We start from the raw sequence: 16,682 nt of genomic DNA, 5'->3' as shown, positions 1-16,682 counted from the left end.
CGTCGATCTTCGGATCGGCGGTCGCTTCTCGTTGCTGGCGACTGCCAGGCTTTCGGTCAGAGCACGGGCGTCCCGAAATCCCCGGCTGGCCCCGGTCGGTACTCGACGGCGGCAGTGACGGCCACGAGCGGTAGCGGTCCGTACAGGTGCGGAAACAGCATCGACTGCGGGTCGGACGGCACACCCGGCTCCCACTGCACCGGCGCACTCAACCGCGCTGGGTCCAGCGCCAGCAGCACCAGATCGGTGCGTCCTGGGAAGAGCCGGTTCGCGGGCAGATGCACCTGCTCGGGCGTGGAGAGGTGAACGAAACCCAGTTCGGCGAACGACTCCGGCGTGTACTCGGTACCGCCCCGGATTCTCGACCACTCCTCCGTGGTGCACAGATGTACGAGGACGTCGGTTCGTTCGGTCACACCGCCATTGTGCCGGGTTCTCGGGGCCTCGTGTCCCTTACCCCGCGCGTCCCCGAGCCGTGTCCTGGAAGTCAGGGCGGGGGCAGCGTGGGTGCCCCACCGCGCGTTCGGCCCGGCAGGCCGCCGAGCACCACTGCGGCGATGACGGCAAGGATTCCCAGGGACTCGAGCAGCGTCGGCACCTGGGTCAGCACCACGGCACCGACGACAGTCGCGGTCGCGGGCAGCAACGCCAACAGCAACGCGAAGCGAGCCCGACCCACTCGGACCAGGACGTACTGGTCGAGAACGTACGGAACGACGCTCGACAGCAATCCGACGCCCAGGCCCAGAACCCAGATGCGCCAGTCGCTCAGAACGTCGGTGTGCGCGAATGCGAACGGTGCGAACAGCGGCACGGCGAGAACCACCGATGCGATTCCGAAACCGGCGGCCATGTCGTCGAGCCCCTGCCCGGCGTCGGCCACGGACTTGCCCAGCACGATGTACGCCGCCCACAGAGCCGCCGAACCGAGCGCGAACGCGATTCCGATCAATCCCACCTCGCCGCCCTCGAACTGAGCCGACGCGATGGCAGCAACGCCGGCGACCACCAGAACGACCGCGAGTGCATCGGTGAGCTTCCGAGATCCTGCTGCGGCGACGACGATCGGGCCCAGAAACTCGATGGCGACCGCCGCACCCAGGGGCAGCCGAGCGATGGCCTCGTAGAACATCACGTTCATGCCGATGGTGGCCGCTCCGAACGCGGCAGCGGTCACCGCGCGTCGTACCGTCCATGCGGATCCGGCACCGCCGCGTCGACGCCACGGCCTGCGCCAGGCGATCAGGACGACAGCGGCACCGAAGCCCCGCAGCCAGGCCACCGCAGCCGGGTTCACCGTGTCGAACAGGAACACTCCGATGGCCGCACCGACGTACATGCATACGGCACCGATCACGAACAGCGACGGGATACCCAGCCTCGAAGCGCCGGACAGCGAGAAAGAAGTCGAAGCCACACCGGGACCCTACTGCCGCCACCCGTCCCATTCCGTATCAGCTGTCAGCGAACAGGATCCACGGCGTTCCTGCTCGTAGGACATGTTTCGTGTTAGTGACAACACAAAGAAACGCGCTCGGGAACAACGCGTGACCGCCATACGTCTGACAGAGTGAACGAACCGCGCCATACCGACGCGGCGGACCGGCCCCAGGCGAACGGGACATACCCGCAAGCCAGTACGGAGGAGTCATGCCCGGAACATTGACCAGCCCACAATTGACAGCAGCGGACCGGTGCGACCGGTGCGGTGCAGGGGCTCGCGCGCGTGTCGTGCTCTCGACCGGTGGAGAGCTTCTCTTCTGCGGTCACCACGCCACCGAGCACGAAGCCCGCTTGCGTGAAGTGAACGCAACGGTGATGACCGAATCGGACTCCACGGTGTAACCCCACCGACTCGTCGGGGGACGCCAGTTCGCCACAGCTGTACCGATACAACTGCATCAACGCACGATCACAACGACGGACGGTCTCTGGACCGTCCGTCGTTGTCGTGTCACCGGCACAGTCCGCCGGCAGCACTCGTCCGTCGGGTGCTACATCTTGCGCAACTGTGCGATTCGCTCACCCAGCTGCTCCGCCGATGCCATCGCCGTCGGCGGGCCACCGCAGATTCGACGCAGATCGCCGTGAATGACGCCGTGCGGCTTCCCCGTCCGGTGGTGGTACACCGCAACCAAACTGTTCAATTCCCGCCTCAGGCCGGCCAACTGGCCGGCACTGGTGGCCCTGTCGTTGACGACGGCAGGCGCGGGGACCGCCGGGCCCGCAGCGGGTTTGTCGATCTGCTCCTGCTGACGCTGGCGAAGCAGGTCGCGCATCTGCGTCGCGTCGAGCAGGCCGGGGAGCCCGAGATAGTCGGCCTCTTCGTCGCTGCCCGAGAACGTCGCGGTCCCGAACGAGGAACCGTCGTAGATCACCTGATCGAGCTCGGCATCCGCGCCGAGGGAGGTGTACGCCTTCTCTTCCTCGCCCAGCTCGTCCTTCTGCTTGTTGGCGTCGGCCAGCAGCTCGTCGTCGAAGCCGTCCTTCTCGCGGTGGGGCTTGCCGAGAATATGGTCGCGCTGAGCCTCGAGCTGTGAGGCGAGGTCGAGCAGGACCGGTACCGACGGCAGGAAGACGCTCGCCGTCTCGCCCTTACGGCGTGATCGCACGAAACGGCCGATCGCCTGCGCGAAGTACAGCGGAGTGGATGCACTGGTGGCGTAGACGCCGACGGCGAGACGGGGAACGTCGACACCCTCGGACACCATGCGAACGGCAACCATCCACCGCTGATCACTCTTGCCGAACTCGGCGATACGAGCCGAGGATGTGGGGTCGTCGGAGAGGACGAGGGTCGGCGTCTCCCCCGTGATCACCTCGATCAGCTTGGCGTAGGCCCGCGCCACCGTCTGGTCGGTCGCGATCACGAGACCACCTGCGTCGGGCATACCGCCCGACCGCAACTGTGCCAATCGTGTGTTCGCAGCCAACAGCACCGCGGGCATCCAGTCGCCCTGCGGGTCGAGGGCGGTACGCCAGGCCCGTGCGGTCTGCTCCGCATTCAGCGGCTCGCCCAACCGAGCGGTGTACTCCTCGCCTGCGCTGTCCCGCCACCGTGCCTCCCCGGAATACGCGAGGAAGACGACCGGGCGAACGACTCCGTCGGCGAGGGCGTCGGAGTAGCCGTACGCGTGATCGGCCTTCGACCGCATCAGGCCGTCCTGATCCGGTTCGTAATTGACGAACGGAATGGGACTGTCGTCACTGCGGAACGGAGTACCCGTCAACGCAAGGCGTCGGGTGGCGTCGCCGAACGCCTCGCGGATGCCCTCGCCCCAGCTCTTCGCGTCACCACCGTGGTGGATCTCGTCGAGGATCACCAGAGTCTTGCGGGCCTCCGTGCGCACTCGGTGCTTGAACGGATGCGAGGCGATCTGCGCGTAGGTCACCACCACACCGTGGTAGTCACTCGAGGTCTGCCCAGTCGAGTTGGAGAAGCGTGAGTCCAACGCAATGCCCACCCGCGCCGCCGACTCGGCCCACTGATGCTTGAGGTGCTCGGTGGGTGCCACCACCGTCACCTGATCGACGGTGCGGTGCGCGAGCAGTTCGGCGGCGACGCGCAGGGCGAACGTGGTCTTACCTGCACCCGGGGTCGCCACCGCCAGGAAGTCCTTGGGCGAGGCGACGAGATACTTCGTCAGCGCGCGTCGCTGCCAGGCACGTAGAGGTGCCCCGCCGGCGACGGGCGCAGCCGTCTGATCGGTGGATGGTGGTGTGGGATCGAACATGTCAGCGCTCACTGGCCGCCGGTTCCTGGCATCGATGTAAATTCCTCGCGCTCTCGGTAGCCCTGCAGTGTCCGCCGACGAGCCTATCGCTCCGTACCGACGGATCCCGCATCGCTGGGGTGATGTCGGACGCGACACGGCGCGTCGGTCGTTAGGCGAAGTCGGCATCGGTCAGGAATGCTGGAGGCACCATGAGCGAGTCTGCAAGCCCAACTCCCACGCCGCCGCGATTGTCGGCGAGAAACCCGCTACGTGCGGTGTGGAAAGTGACTCTGCGCACGCTCGGCAAGGCCTGGGACGATTCGATCTTCAGCAAGGCCGCGACCGCCGCCTTCTGGCAGACGCTGTCGCTACCGCCCCTTCTGCTCGGGGTGCTGGGCAGTCTCGGTTTCGTCGGAGGATGGTTCGGCCCCAACACCGTCGACATCATCGAGTCGAAGATCATCACCTTCAGCAACACGCTCTTCAGCAGCAGTGTCGTCGATCAGATCATCGCGCCGACCGTCCGAGACGTCCTCGCACAGGGCAGCGGTGAAATCGTCTCGGTCGGCTTTCTGCTCTCGCTGTGGGCGGGCTCGTCGGCGATCTCGACGTTCGTGGACTCCATCGTCGAAGCACACGGACAGGCCGACGCTCGAAATCCCGTCTGGCAGCGGTTCTTCGCGCTGCTCCTGTACGTCGGCTTCCTGATCATCGCGGTGTTCGTGCTTCCGCTCGTCGCACTCGGACCGGTGTACGTCCAGCAGATACTGCCCGATTCGTGGCTGACCGTCGGCAGCGAACTCGTCGACTTCCTGTACTACCCGGCCGTCGGCTTGCTGCTGATCATCGGCCTGACCACGTTGTACAAGCTGGCGTTGCACACGTCACTGCCCTGGCATCGTCTGCTCGGCGGAGCACTGCTGGCCGGGGTGTTCTTCATGATTGCCAGCGCCGTACTCCGCCGGTACCTGACCTGGGTCACCAGCACCGGCTACACCTACGGTGCGCTGGCAACTCCGATCGCGTTTCTGCTCTTCACGTTCTTTCTCGGCTTCGCCGTGGTCCTCGGAGCCGAGTTCAACGCGACGATCCAGGAGTTCTGGCCGGCCAGAGCAACCCGAATGGATCAAATGCGTGAATGGCTCGCAGCGCAGGCAGCGGCGGACGACAAGCCGTCGGGACCGGTGACCGCGGTAGCGCGGCGTCTGGCCACAGGCCCGATCAAAGTCACAGGCCCGATCAAAGTGGTCGGCGATCGGCAGCGATCCGACCGGCCCGAACCGTCTCAGTGACGGTCGGGCCCGGCGGAGTCACCGTCGAACGTGAGCCGTCACTCGCCCTTCTTGAGGCCCTCGTAGACCTTCTTGCAGTCGGGGCACACCGGTGAGCCCGGTTTTGCAGACTTGGTGACCGGAAACACCTCGCCGCACAGCGCTACCACATGGGTACCCATGACGGCGCTTTCGGCGATCTTGTTCTTCTTGACGTAATGGAAGAATTTCGGCCGGTCATCGTCGGTGGTTTCGTCCGGAGCGATGTCGGGACGGTCCTTCGTCTGAGTGCTCATGAACACAGATTAATCCGTCGCCACACTGTGTTCGAACCGGTCGCACAGCTCGTCGTATGCAATCTGTGAGCGGTAGTGCCACAGTGGAGGTATGACGAGAACCCCAGGGTTCGACGGAAGCGCGTACAGCGACTCGCCGGATGGGCCCGTCCTGATCACCGAGGCGCAACAGTCGGTGGAAGAGCAGCACAAAGCGCGTGTCCGCAAGTACATGTTCATCATGTCCTTCCGCATACCGGCCTTGGTGCTCGCTGCACTGGCATACGGAATGTGGATGAACCCATGGATATCCATGGCGATCGTCGGTCTGTCCATTCCGCTCCCATGGATGGCGGTGTTGATCGCGAACGATCGGCCGCCGCGTACCAAGGACGAAATGAGCCGGTACGACTACCGGACCATCGACAGTCCGGCCATCGAATCGAGCAATCACCGCGTGATCGAAGCCGGCGAGGACTGACAGGAAGCCGACAGGCGGTGCGACACTTGCTCGGTGAACGCACAGATTTCTCCGTCCCCACTGGTCGCTGCCGCCGCTGCCCTCCGTGAAGCCTTCGATCGCACGGGTTACGACGCCGACGGCGTCCTGAGGTTGCTGGGCTCCGACGCCCACGCCGCACTGGGACGCAGCGAACCGGTACCGGTCCGCAACGCGAGCCTCGGCGGCGGAGATCTGGGTGTCTTGGTGCGATTGTTCCTGCTGGTCGACGACTGCCCCGAGGACGAGGTCGCGGCCGCTCTCGCACCGCTGACCGTCTCCGAAGCCATCTCGGCCGGCATTCTCACTCGTACCGGATCCACGGTGCGCACCCTGCTCGACATCCGGCCCCTCGACGCCGGGCACGGAACCCGGTGGATCGTCTCCGATCCCGACGGCAGCATGCGCGTCGCCGACACGGCCACCGATCATGTGCTCGGCGTCGGCCAGGCGTCGCTGTCGTTGTTGCGCGGTACACCGACCTCTTCAGTGGACACCGTCCTCGACGTCGGAACCGGATGCGGCGTCCAAGCCGTCCACGCGTGCGACTACGCAACGACGGTGACCGCGACCGACATCAGCCCGCGTTCGATGGATCTGGCGGCAGCGACGACGGCCCTCAACGGTCTCGACGTCGAATTGCTGCACGGTTCGTGGTTCGAGCCGGTGGCCGGACGTACGTTCGATCGGATCGTCGCCAATCCCCCGTTCGTCGTGGGACGAGCCGAAGTACTGCACTCGTACCGAGATTCCGGCCTCGACCTCGACGGTGCGAGCGCATTGATGATCGCCCAGGCACCCGAGCACCTCACCCTCGGTGGGACTGCTGCCATCCTCGCGTCGTGGGTGCACATCGAGGGCGAGGACTGGCGTACGAGAGTGGCGTCCTGGCTTCCCGCCCACGGCGTCGACGCCTGGGTGGTCGAGCGTGACGTGGCAGACCCCGCTCTGTATGTGGGCACCTGGATGCGCGACGGCGGTTTGGACCCGCGCGACCCCGATGCGGCCGCGGTGGCCCAGTCCTGGCTCGATCATTTCGCCGCCGCGGGTGTCGAGGGCGTCGGTTTCGGGTTCGTCTATCTACGCAAGACGGACTCTCCGACGGATCTGCTCGCCGAGGAGTTGACGCACGGGTTCTCCGACCCGCTCGGGAACGAGTCGCTCGAGTATTTCTCTCGGCTCGAGTGGCTCCGTGACAACGACATTCTCGACTCGGTATTGACTCTCGACCCCAACACCGCGCTCGAACGGGTGTTTCTTCCCGGCGACGAGGGCTGGGCTCCGGTGGCGATCCGTGTCCACCGCGGAAACGGACCACAGTGGCAGCACGACGTCGACGATCTCGGTGCCGCGCTTCTGGCAGGCCTGCGTCCGGGTGGGCTCGCGGTGGGCGAACTGGTCGAGCTGCTCGCCGCCGCGCACGGTGAGGATGCCGACGAACTGGCGGGGCATGCGGTGACGCTGATGCAGGGTCTGGTGCGGCACGGACTCGTGTTGCCGGCTCGCTGAACGGACCTGGGGCTGCGCTGCCGTTCCCGCTGCGAACGTTCTCAGCAACTTCTCAGGACGGACCCGCCGTATTCCCTGGTCAGGCGGGTATCACAAGGATCGGCGTGGGAACTTATCGGAGCGTCCCGAGCGTTGAACCTGTGAGACACCACCGACCAGGAGGCAAGTCATGACCAGCCCCAGCACCACGATTCGTCCGCGGCCCACCGATGCCGATCTGGACGCCCAGAGCCCAGCAGCCGATCTCGTTCGCGTCTACCTCAACGGCATCGGCCGCACCGCGTTGCTGACGGCTGAAGAAGAGGTCGACCTGGCCAAGAGGATCGAGGCGGGTCTGTACGCCAAGCAGGTTCTCGAGAACACGAAGCGGTTGAGCGCAGTCAAGAAGCGCAACCTGGCCATCATCGTCCGAGACGGAAGTGCGGCGCGCAGCCATCTGCTCGAAGCAAACCTCCGGTTGGTCGTCTCGCTCGCCAAGCGCTACACCGGTCGCGGAATGCCGTTGCTCGACCTGATCCAGGAGGGCAACCTGGGTCTGATTCGCGCCATGGAGAAGTTCGACTACGCGAAGGGCTTCAAGTTCTCGACCTACGCAACGTGGTGGATCCGTCAGGCCATCACTCGCGGCATGGCAGATCAGAGCCGAACGATTCGGCTCCCCGTCCACCTCGTCGAGCAGGTCAACAAACTCGCCCGGATCAAGCGGGAGCTGCATCAGCAGCTCGGACGCGAGGCAACCGACGAGGAGCTGTCGAGTGAATCGGGCATCGCAGTCGAGAAGATTGCGGATCTGCTCGACCACAGCCGGGATCCGGTCAGCCTCGACATGCCGGTGGGTAGCGACGAGGAAGCGCCGCTGGGTGACTTCATCGAGGACTCGGAAGCCACGTCCGCCGAGAACGCCGTCATCGCCGGGCTGCTGCACAGCGACGTTCGCGTCGTGCTCGGCACTCTCGACGAACGTGAGCAGCAGGTCATTCGTCTGCGCTACGGCTTGGACGACGGCCAGCCGCGCACCCTCGATCAGATCGGCAAGCTCTTCGGACTGTCTCGCGAGCGCGTGCGTCAGATCGAGCGCGAGGTGATGGTCAAGCTTCGCCAGGGTGACCGCGCCGAGAAGTTGCGTTCGTACGCCAGCTGATTCCGGTTCTCCGACCGGTGGAGCGACGGTGACCACTCCTGTTCGCGCCATCCGACGCGGTGGCCGAACCGACGTTCTTTCCCCTCGGGACGTCGGCTCGGTCGCCGCTTCTCTCGTTTTCGGCGACACAGTCCTCGTCAACGCAATCGTCGGGGACCCAGGTCTGCCTTCGTCGGTTCGGGCCCGATTCGTACTCGCGCATCGGTGATGTATGCGCCGTCGGCGGATGCCAGCACCGGTTCGCAAGAAATCTCACGGATGTCGGGAATGTCCTCGGCCAGCGCAGATATGCGCTGGACGAGGTCGATCAGCGCACTCTTGTTGACCGGCACGGCGTTTCGATAGCCCGACAACAGCGGAGCAGCCTTCGGCGCGTCGATCAACTGTGCCGCTTCGTCCTCGGTCAACGGCAGCACACGGTAGGCACGGTCGCCCAACAGATCCGAGATCACTCCGGCCAGACCGAACGAGATGAGCGATCCGAACGACGGGTCGTCCTGAACCCGCACCACGCAGCCGATTCCCTTGACTGCCATGCGCTGGACATGCAGTAGCGGCTCTCCGGATTCGGCGGCCAGGTTGCGGTATGCCACCCGTACTGCCGAGGCGTCGGCGACGTCCAAGCGGACACCGCCCAGATCGGGCCGGTGCCGCCACCGCTTCCCTGTCGCCTTCACGGCAACCGGGTACCCCAGTTCGTCGGCCGCCGCGACGGCCTCGTTCTCGTCGGTGACGGCGCGGAACGCCACGACGTCGAGGCCGTAACAGGCCAACAGTTCGGCAGTCTCGAAATCCGACAGCCAGCGCCCTTGGCCACCTGCCGAACGCCAATCCCGGACCAGCTGCTTGGCGCGATCGCCGTCGATGCTCTTGGGTCGAACCAGATTCGACACCGGCCGCGAGCGCCAGGACGAATACCGCCACGCGGCGGCGAGTGCCGCCACGGCTCGTTCGGGGCTCGAATACGACGGAACTGAGCCCCGAACCGGGTGCCCGCCGGGCCCGCGTACAGCCAGCACATCCGGGATACCTTCGGTGGCAAGGAATGTCGACAGCACCGGCTTGTCGGATCCCCGGACCGCATTGCCCAGCGCAGTCGCGAACGGTTCGACCTCGACCGCGACCGGGGGCACGAACACGACGATCACTGCATCGATGTCGGAGGCGGCCAGTGCCGACGAGACGGCCGCGGCAAAATCCTCGGGACCGGCCTGCGGTCCGACGTCGGTCGGGATATCGGCATGCAAGCCTTTGGCGCGAGCGGCGTCCACGGCCAGGACTCCCAGGGCCGTGGAGTTGCCCACGACGGCCACGCGTGGGCCGGCCGGCAAGGGTTGGTTGCCGAACAGTACTGCACAGTCGAACAATTCGGAGATGGTGTCGACCTGGATCACTCCGGCTTGGGCGAACAACGCTCGGACGATGGAATCGTCGATGTCGGCACCGATGGCGTGTGCGGGTGGTACGGCTCCGCGGCCGCTCTTGACCGCGATGATCGGCTTGCTGCGCGCGACCCGTCGAGCGATTCGGGTGAATTTGCGGGGATTTCCGAAGCTCTCCAGGTACAGCAGAATCACCTCGGTCGCCGGGTCGGAGTCCCAGTACTGCAACAGGTCGTTGCCCGAGACGTCCGCTCGGTTGCCGGCAGAGACGAATGTCGACAGACCCAGTCGGCGATTGGCTGCCTCGTCGAGAATTGCGATGCCGAGCGCGCCGGACTGGCAGAAGAAGCCGACGTTGCCCGGGGTCGGCAGATGCGGCGCCAATGTGGCGTTCAACCCGAACTCCGGGTCGGTGTTCGCGACGCCGAGCGCGTTGGGCCCGATCAATCGCATCCCGTGGGCACGGGCGGCGAGCACCAGCCTGCGCTCGCTCTCCTGCCCCGCAGGCCCGGTCTCGCCGAATCCACCCGACACCACCAGCAGTGCTTTGACACCTTTGTCCAGGCAGTCGTCGAGCACCGCGTCGATGGCATCGGCCGGAACCGCCGCGATAGCAAGGTCGACCGGGTCCGGGATGTCGTGCACCGTGGCGTACGCGCGGACACCGCGCACCGAGCGGTGGTCGGCGTTGACGGGGTACACCGGGCCCGTGAAGTTACCGGCGAGCAAGTTCGCCAGCACCGCGTTGCCCACCTTGGAGCTGTCGGTCGATGCGCCGATGACGGCGACCGATCGAGGGCTGAGTACGTTTCGAACGCTACGGGCCTCGGCTGCGCGCTCGCGAGAGTTCCGCACCGACAGCAACGCCTCGCTCGGATCGATCGCGAATTCCAGCCGTAGGACGCCGCCCTCGAAGGAACGGCTCACCTGATATCCGGCCTCCCGGAACACGGTGACCATGTTGCGGTTCTCGGCCAGCACCTCGGCGACGAACATGTTGACGCCGTTCTCGGCGGCCGCGCCCGCGAGGTGCTCGAGCAGGATGGGTCCGAGTCCGCGGCCCTGGTGGGCGTCGGCGACGACGAATGCAACCTCGGCCGAGTTGCCGTCGCCCTCGGGTAGCCGCTCGTACCGGCCGACCGCGATGATGTCGTCGCCCAGTACTGCGACGAAGGCCACACGGTCGTGATGGTCGACAGTGGTGAAGTTCAGAACGTCCCGCTGCGGCATCGTCGGATAGGGGCCGAAGTACCGAAGGTATCTGGTGCGCTCCGACAGTCGTCCGTGAAAAGCCACGATGGCCTCGGAGTCCGAGGGCACGATGGGCCGCAGGTGCACGACGCCGCCGTCCGACGTGAGAACGTCGGCGACCCAGTGCCGCGGAAACTCTGTTTCCGCGCGCTCTCGCGCCAGTTCCTTGCTGCTCTTCTCGTCTGTCGCGGCGGCCTGTTCGGCGGCCGGGTCGGTACCGGTGGAATCAGTCACGCGGGTCCTCCGGATCGAGTCCGAGCAGCGGAAACACTGCTCGACGAGTGGCGATGATGGCCGAGTCGACGCGTTCGAGTGCCCGGTCGGTGCCGTCCGTTCCGGCCAACGATCCGCCGGGACCGTCCCAGGCGGGATAGTCGACATCCCCACCGTCGCCCATGGTCTGGGGCAGATCCACGCTCGGTGCCATGGTTCTCACTCGCTCGCGCCAGGTGTCGGGTAGGGGTGCCATCGGATCGATGTCGCGGCCGAGGGCAGCGGCGATCAGATGAGTCCAGGCCCGTGGAACCACCCGAACGAGGCCGTACCCGCCTCCCCCGACGGCCAACCACCGTCCCTCCGAGTATCGGTCCGCAAGGTCGCGCATCGCCAGGAAGGCCGCGTTCTGCCCGTCGACGGTGAGCGCGAGGTCTGCGAGCGGATCCTCGCGGTGACTGTCGACGCCGCATTGACTGACGATGATCTGCGGCCGGAACGCTCCGATCGCGCCCGGAACGATCGCATGGAATGCACGGAGCCAGAGTCGATCTGCGGTACCGGGCAGCAGCGGGACGTTGATCGAGGAACCCTCGCCGCGTTCGGTTCCTACCTCCGTCGACCATCCGGTGTTCGGCCACAGTGTTGCCGGGTGCTGATGCAGCGAAACCGTCAGAACCCGAGGATCACCGAGAAACGCTGCTTGGACGCCGTCGCCGTGGTGTGCGTCGACGTCGATGTAGGCGATGCGATCGAACCCGTTGTCCAGCAACCACGAAATGGCAATGGCGGCGTCGTTGTAGACGCAGAAGCCCGAGGCCCAATCGGCCATCGCGTGGTGCATTCCACCGCCGATACTCACTGCTCTCCTGGCCCGCCCCGACGCGATCTCACGCGCGGCCGCCAAGGAGCCGCCGGTCAGCATCGCGCTGGCTTCGTGCATGTGCTCGAACACCGGGTTGTCGTCGGAACCGAGACCGTGGACGACGTCGTCGGGGTCTCGCAGGGCCGGACCCTGCGACGGCGCGCGCTTGACGGCCTCGATGTACGCGCTGGTATGGAAACGCAGCAGCTCCGAGTCCGGTGCCGCCGACGGTTCGACGAGCTCCACGCCCGCCAACACACCGAGATCGGTGGCGAGGGCCATCGTCAGATCGAGCCGCGTCGGGTTCATCGGATGGTCGTCGCTCCACCGGTAACCGAGATAGTCCGCGCTCCACACGACGATGTCCTCGGGACGGTTCGGAATGGATACGGCGGCGCGTGTCGCCTGATCAGACATACGGACAAAACTACGTTGCCGCGCGGGATGGTGTTGCCGGGTTCCGGTGTTGTGTTCGGTACCCGGTTGTGACGCGCCACGGCGAGCGGCTTCCGGGGTTGTGATGCGCCGCGCCCGCCGCCATCGGGTGCAGCGCCGATTCAGAGCCGCTGACGGTAGGATCGAACCCGACGAAGGGGTTGAGTGTGAAGGATCTGGTCGACACCACGGAGATGTACCTCCGGACGATCTACGATTTGGAAGAAGAAGGCGTCATCCCGCTCCGCGCGCGGATCGCCGAGCGGCTGGAGCAGAGTGGTCCCACCGTCAGTCAGACCGTCGCCCGAATGGAGCGCGACGGTCTTCTGTCCGTCGCCGGCGACCGGCATCTGGAGCTGACCGAGAAGGGCCGCAGCCTGGCCGTCGCGGTCATGCGCAAGCACCGTCTCGCGGAGCGTCTGCTCGTCGACATCATCGGACTGCGCTGGGAAGATGTGCACGCCGAGGCGTGCCGTTGGGAACACGTGATGAGCGAGGAGGTCGAGCGCCGGTTGGTCACCGTGCTGAACAACCCGACGACCTCGCCCTACGGTAATCCGATCCCTGGTCTGGCGGAGTTGGGTCTGGGTCAGACGACACTGGCACCGGAGGCTCTCATTCGTCTCACCGACGTACCGCTCGGCGAGCCTACGGCGGTCGTCGTTCGCCGCTTGGCCGAGCACGTTCAGTCCGACCCCGAGGTCATCGCTCAGCTACGCGAGGCGGGCGTGGTTCCCGATGCCCGGGTTACAGTCGAAGCCAAGCCCGGGTCGGTGACGATCACGGTGCCAGGACACAGTGGTGTCGACATATCCGACGAAATGGCGCATGCCGTTCAGGTGAAGAAGGTCTGATCTCTTCCCACGGACGGCCTCTGCCGCGTGTGAGGGAGATCGAACAGTGAAGCTTCTCGTTACCGGTGGTGCAGGGTACGTCGGCAGTGTGTGCGCGGCGGTACTCGACGAACGCGGCCATGAGGTCGTCGTCGTGGACAACCTGTCCACCGGTAATCGGGATGCCGTTCCCGCCGGGGTCACTTTCGTCGAGGGTGACATCAAAGACGTCGCGGCGGAAGTATTGACGGGCGGCGACTTCGATGCAGTTCTGCATTTCGCAGCGCAGTCGTTGGTGGGCGAGTCGGTTGTGTCGCCGGACAAGTACTGGAGTGGGAACGTAGTGACGTCCCTGGCTCTTCTGGACGCGATCCGGTCCTCCGGCACCCCCAAGTTGGTGTTCTCCTCCACCGCGGCCACCTACGGCGAGCCCGAGAAGACTCCCATCACCGAGGACGACCCCACACGTCCCACCAACCCGTACGGTGCGACGAAACTCGCGATCGACCACGCCATCACCTCGTACGCAGCGGCCTACGGTCTCGCCGCTACCAGTCTGAGGTACTTCAACGTGGCCGGCGCGTACAAGGGTTTCGGTGAGAACCGCGTCGTCGAGACCCATCTCATCCCCCTCGTATTACAGGTCGCCCTCGGTCAGCGAGAGAAGATCTCGGTGTTCGGCACGGACTGGCCCACTCCCGACGGCACAGCCGTCCGCGATTACATCCACGTCGCCGATCTCGCCGAAGCGCACATCCTCGCCGTCGATGCCGCCCAACCCGGTCGGCACTCCATCTACAACCTCGGCAGCGGAACGGGATTCTCCGTCGACGAGGTCATCTCGTCGTGCAAGCGCGTCACCGGACTGCCCATTGCCGTCGAACATGCGCCTCGCAGGCTCGGTGATCCGGCCGTGCTGATCGCATCGAGCGCCCGTGCCGTCGAGGAACTGCATTGGACGCCGGAGTTGACCGATCTCGATCGCATCGTGTCCGATGCGTGGGACTTTCTGCAGCAGCTCGGCGACCGTTCTCACGCGGCTCGCTGAGCAGACTCCAGATCAGCGCCGACCGAACGGGTCGCCCGGTAGCCGAATGCCACAGGCTCGCGCACAGGCGAACCCACTCTCGGCGACTTCGCGAACCAGGGCAGGACTGGCACCGACACCGAGCGACCGGTCCAACAGCGACGCCAAACTGTGGGAGCTGTCTGCCTTCAGGGCCGCATCGATCGCGATTCGGGCCATCGGTCCGTCTCCTCGCACGTAGGCACTGAACGCGAGAAGTGTTGCTGCTATTGCTCTTTCGCGGTTCGGAACCACACGGACGAGGTGCGCCCAGAATTCTTCGACGACATCTGCATCCTCACCGAGAGTCAGTGCCAGAACCGCGTCCCGGACCTGCACATGCCCGATCGCGACGGCGACCCGCGCGAAGTCGATGGTCTCGAGCTCGGAGTCGTAGGGAGACCGCGCGAGGTAGGACAACACCGCTGTCAGGTGGTCGGTCAGCGACAGTGCATCGCTGCGCCGAAACCTTGCCATCTCGGCGGCGACTGCCTGCACCGTCTCGACCGGGCCGGGTGCGATGAATTCGGCGAGCTCGTCTCTCGATCCTCGCACCGGATAGCCGTCCAGCACTCTGGCCACCGTCAGCGGCGATGCCGTCGGATCGGCGATACGACCGTGCTGCCGTGGGCCCTGTAGCGACCACCAGTGCGCGGCATCGGCAATGGCCGAGGTTGCGAAGGCGGCTTCGAGCCGCACACCGAACGTCGGGAGGGTGACCTCGAGCTCGTTCACCAGATCCTGAACGTCGAGTGTGTAGTGCGTTCGCTCGTTGCGGCCGAGTCTGTCGTCGACGAACACAGCGATCACCGAGACGATGTTCTCGAATGCGCAGTAGCCCGCCAGGTAGTCGATGACGTCGAGCATGTCCGGCGTGGCGCGAGTGTCGCTACCCGCACGTCGATCGGTGTGTTCGCCGGCCAGCACGAGGTCGTGCCGCATCGTTGGGCCGATGCTGGTGCCGCCGTCCTCGAGCGCGATCAGCACCATCGATCGATGGGGATCGAAGCCGAGCATCGCCGGGATCGCGGCCAACAGTTCGCTCGCGTCACCGATCCGTACGCGGTGTCGACCGGAAAAGGGGTCGTGGGAGTTCGTCGGTGTGTACATGCCTCGAAGTCTTACGAGGCTCCGTGGTGCCTTCCCGGCTCGACCAGGGGCCGAGCAGCACCCTGTGCATGCCGGACTCTCTGTGGATGAAACGGCGTCCACCCGCCTCCGCCGAGCGGACCGTGTCGGTCCGCTCTGCTAGAGAGGCCGCCACTCCGGCGGGAGAACGTCAGCTCTGGTTCACCTTCTGCACCGCGGCCGTGAACAGCTCGTCCAACGTCATCGCATCGGGTGTGGCGGACCCGAAGGACATGAATGTCGCCGAGATCCGCACGCCGTCGACCTGCGCCATCAGGGTCAACATCGACTGGGTGACGGCATCCCCGCCGGTGCCCGACGAGACGGTCTGTCGCACGGCGAGTGTGTCGTCAGCGTCTATCGGCGGTGCGGGTGTCAGCGTGGACGTGACCGTGGAGGTGGCACCGGACTTGGTTGCGGTCACTTCGCCGCACTGTTCGAGCTGCTCTTTGCGCGCCGAGAGCGGCTGGTCGACAGCGGTCAGTTCGATGGAGATCGTGGATCGACTGTCGTTGTCGGTGCCGACGATCATCGCCGTACCGGTCGGGCCGAAGTCCTGGTCCGCTGGTTTGCACCCCGCCGGGCTGACCTCGGCGCCGGCCGGTATTCCGCTGAGATCGGGAGCGGCCTGCGAGATGGCCTGCTGGGGCAGAACCAACGCGTCGTACGGGGCCGGGAAGCTCGCCGGGTCGATGAGCAGTGTGTTCAGGTCCGTGCCGGGCTGCGATGCGGTGGTGCCACCGGCAGTGGGCTCGGCTGTTCCGGTGACGGTGGAGCTGCACCCCACCAGCACGAATGCTCCGATCGCCGCCGACGTGGCAGCGATGGTCAGGCGGGTCTGTGCGGCGCGGCTCACGTGAAGTCCTCTTCGAGTTCGTGGGGACGCCGCAGCGAGCGCTTCGGCGTCCCCACCACTGTCTCATTCCACCTACCTCGAACGCGGCAGGCGAGCTACGGCAGTGTCGTCGGTGTCAGTTCCCGCGGGCTATCCATTCCTCCAGGTGCGGGGACTCGTCCCCGATACTCGTTCCGTCTCCGTGCCCGGTGTTGACCCGGGTCTCGGCGGGCAACGCGAACAACCGATCCCGGATCGAGCCG

Annotated in this window: 15 protein-coding genes and 1 pseudogene; 7 read left to right on the top strand and 9 right to left on the bottom strand. The window is 65.8% G+C overall.

Going from position 1 to position 16,682, the window contains the following annotated elements; genetic code table 11:
• Positions 1–56: 56 nt before the first annotated feature.
• Positions 57–416: a DUF952 domain-containing protein gene (locus tag CH285_RS13480; RefSeq protein ID WP_027496886.1), complete on the bottom strand. Its 360-nt coding sequence runs from the start codon at positions 414–416 to the stop codon at positions 57–59.
• Positions 417–487: 71 nt separating this feature from the next.
• Entirely contained in the window at positions 488–1,417 is a 930-nt protein-coding gene (locus CH285_RS13475) for an EamA family transporter (protein ID WP_094643153.1), read from the bottom strand.
• Positions 1,418–1,650: 233 nt separating this feature from the next.
• Between CH285_RS13475 and CH285_RS13470 the strand changes: the two genes are divergently transcribed.
• Positions 1,651–1,845, top strand: a complete 195-nt coding sequence (locus CH285_RS13470) for a DUF7455 domain-containing protein (protein ID WP_027496884.1) — start codon at positions 1,651–1,653, stop codon at positions 1,843–1,845.
• 149 nt (positions 1,846–1,994) lie between these two features.
• Here CH285_RS13470 and CH285_RS13465 read toward each other — a convergent pair whose 3' ends face one another.
• Positions 1,995–3,734: a DEAD/DEAH box helicase gene (locus CH285_RS13465; protein ID WP_027496883.1), complete on the bottom strand. Its 1,740-nt coding sequence runs from the start codon at positions 3,732–3,734 to the stop codon at positions 1,995–1,997.
• Between the two features lie 191 nt (positions 3,735–3,925).
• Here CH285_RS13465 and CH285_RS13460 point away from each other — a divergent pair, with 191 nt between their 5' ends.
• Positions 3,926–5,008: a YihY/virulence factor BrkB family protein gene (locus CH285_RS13460; RefSeq protein ID WP_255032307.1), complete on the top strand. Its 1,083-nt coding sequence runs from the start codon at positions 3,926–3,928 to the stop codon at positions 5,006–5,008.
• A gap of 38 nt (positions 5,009–5,046) precedes the next feature.
• Here the strand turns inward: CH285_RS13460 and CH285_RS13455 are convergent, their stop codons facing one another.
• Positions 5,047–5,283 carry a DUF3039 domain-containing protein gene (locus CH285_RS13455; protein ID WP_027496881.1) on the bottom strand — a complete coding sequence of 79 codons (237 nt, stop codon included), beginning with the start codon at positions 5,281–5,283 and terminating at the stop codon, positions 5,047–5,049.
• A 91-nt stretch (positions 5,284–5,374) separates the two neighbouring features.
• Here CH285_RS13455 and CH285_RS13450 point away from each other — a divergent pair, with 91 nt between their 5' ends.
• The 3 genes from CH285_RS13450 (at position 5,375) to CH285_RS13440 (ending at position 8,411) form a co-directional block, all read left to right on the top strand.
• Entirely contained in the window at positions 5,375–5,743 is a 369-nt protein-coding gene (locus CH285_RS13450; RefSeq protein WP_027496880.1) for a DUF3099 domain-containing protein, read from the top strand.
• A gap of 45 nt (positions 5,744–5,788) precedes the next feature.
• A complete protein-coding gene (locus CH285_RS13445) occupies positions 5,789–7,270 on the top strand; it encodes a N5-glutamine methyltransferase family protein (protein ID WP_094643246.1) in 1,482 nt (493 codons plus the stop codon).
• Between the two features lie 169 nt (positions 7,271–7,439).
• Positions 7,440–8,411 (top strand): sigma-70 family RNA polymerase sigma factor, encoded by a 972-nt coding sequence (locus tag CH285_RS13440; protein WP_027496878.1) that lies wholly within the window; start codon positions 7,440–7,442, stop codon positions 8,409–8,411.
• A 137-nt stretch (positions 8,412–8,548) separates the two neighbouring features.
• On the opposite strand, the gene CH285_RS13435 is transcribed toward CH285_RS13440, so the two are convergent.
• Both CH285_RS13435 and CH285_RS13430 read right to left on the bottom strand, forming a co-directional pair.
• Positions 8,549–11,206 (bottom strand): bifunctional acetate--CoA ligase family protein/GNAT family N-acetyltransferase, encoded by a 2,658-nt coding sequence (locus CH285_RS13435; RefSeq protein ID WP_027496877.1) that lies wholly within the window; start codon positions 11,204–11,206, stop codon positions 8,549–8,551.
• 64 nt (positions 11,207–11,270) lie between these two features.
• Entirely contained in the window at positions 11,271–12,539 is a 1,269-nt protein-coding gene (locus CH285_RS13430) for an acetoin utilization protein AcuC (RefSeq protein WP_052054723.1), read from the bottom strand.
• Positions 12,540–12,724: 185 nt separating this feature from the next.
• Here CH285_RS13430 and CH285_RS13425 point away from each other — a divergent pair, with 185 nt between their 5' ends.
• Positions 12,725–13,411: a metal-dependent transcriptional regulator gene (locus tag CH285_RS13425; RefSeq protein WP_027496875.1), complete on the top strand. Its 687-nt coding sequence runs from the start codon at positions 12,725–12,727 to the stop codon at positions 13,409–13,411.
• A 46-nt stretch (positions 13,412–13,457) separates the two neighbouring features.
• Entirely contained in the window at positions 13,458–14,438 is a 981-nt protein-coding gene (gene galE, locus CH285_RS13420) for a UDP-glucose 4-epimerase GalE (RefSeq protein ID WP_027496874.1), read from the top strand.
• Positions 14,439–14,450: 12 nt separating this feature from the next.
• Here the strand turns inward: galE and CH285_RS13415 are convergent, their stop codons facing one another.
• The 3 genes and pseudogenes from CH285_RS13415 to CH285_RS13405 all read right to left on the bottom strand — a co-directional run.
• Entirely contained in the window at positions 14,451–15,566 is a 1,116-nt protein-coding gene (locus CH285_RS13415) for a DUF4192 domain-containing protein (protein ID WP_094643152.1), read from the bottom strand.
• Between the two features lie 169 nt (positions 15,567–15,735).
• Positions 15,736–16,410, bottom strand: coding sequence for a DUF5642 family protein (locus CH285_RS13410; RefSeq protein WP_371129016.1), 675 nt, complete (start codon positions 16,408–16,410; stop codon positions 15,736–15,738).
• Positions 16,411–16,555: 145 nt separating this feature from the next.
• Positions 16,556–16,682: pseudogene (locus tag CH285_RS13405) on the bottom strand (MBL fold metallo-hydrolase); the annotation flags it as partial.

This window comes from Rhodococcus sp. 05-2256-B1 (assembly GCF_002258465.1).
In the GTDB taxonomy this organism is placed as follows: domain Bacteria; phylum Actinomycetota; class Actinomycetes; order Mycobacteriales; family Mycobacteriaceae; genus Rhodococcoides; species Rhodococcoides fascians.
This window is presented reverse-complemented; position numbering and strand designations above follow the sequence as displayed.

Excerpts from the sequence above, each read along its gene's own strand:
- CH285_RS13440 (WP_027496878.1), top strand. The coding sequence starts at position 7,440 with ATGACCAGCCCCAGCACCACGATTCGTCCGCGGCCCACCGATGCCGAT.
- CH285_RS13465 (WP_027496883.1), bottom strand. The coding sequence starts at position 3,734 with ATGTTCGATCCCACACCACCATCCACCGATCAGACGGCTGCGCCCGTC.
- CH285_RS13460 (WP_255032307.1), top strand. The coding sequence starts at position 3,926 with ATGAGCGAGTCTGCAAGCCCAACTCCCACGCCGCCGCGATTGTCGGCG.
- CH285_RS13430 (WP_052054723.1), bottom strand. The coding sequence starts at position 12,539 with ATGTCTGATCAGGCGACACGCGCCGCCGTATCCATTCCGAACCGTCCC.
- CH285_RS13455 (WP_027496881.1), bottom strand. The coding sequence starts at position 5,283 with ATGAGCACTCAGACGAAGGACCGTCCCGACATCGCTCCGGACGAAACC.
- CH285_RS13450 (WP_027496880.1), top strand. The coding sequence starts at position 5,375 with ATGACGAGAACCCCAGGGTTCGACGGAAGCGCGTACAGCGACTCGCCG.
- CH285_RS13415 (WP_094643152.1), bottom strand. The coding sequence starts at position 15,566 with ATGTACACACCGACGAACTCCCACGACCCCTTTTCCGGTCGACACCGC.
- CH285_RS13470 (WP_027496884.1), top strand. The coding sequence starts at position 1,651 with ATGCCCGGAACATTGACCAGCCCACAATTGACAGCAGCGGACCGGTGC.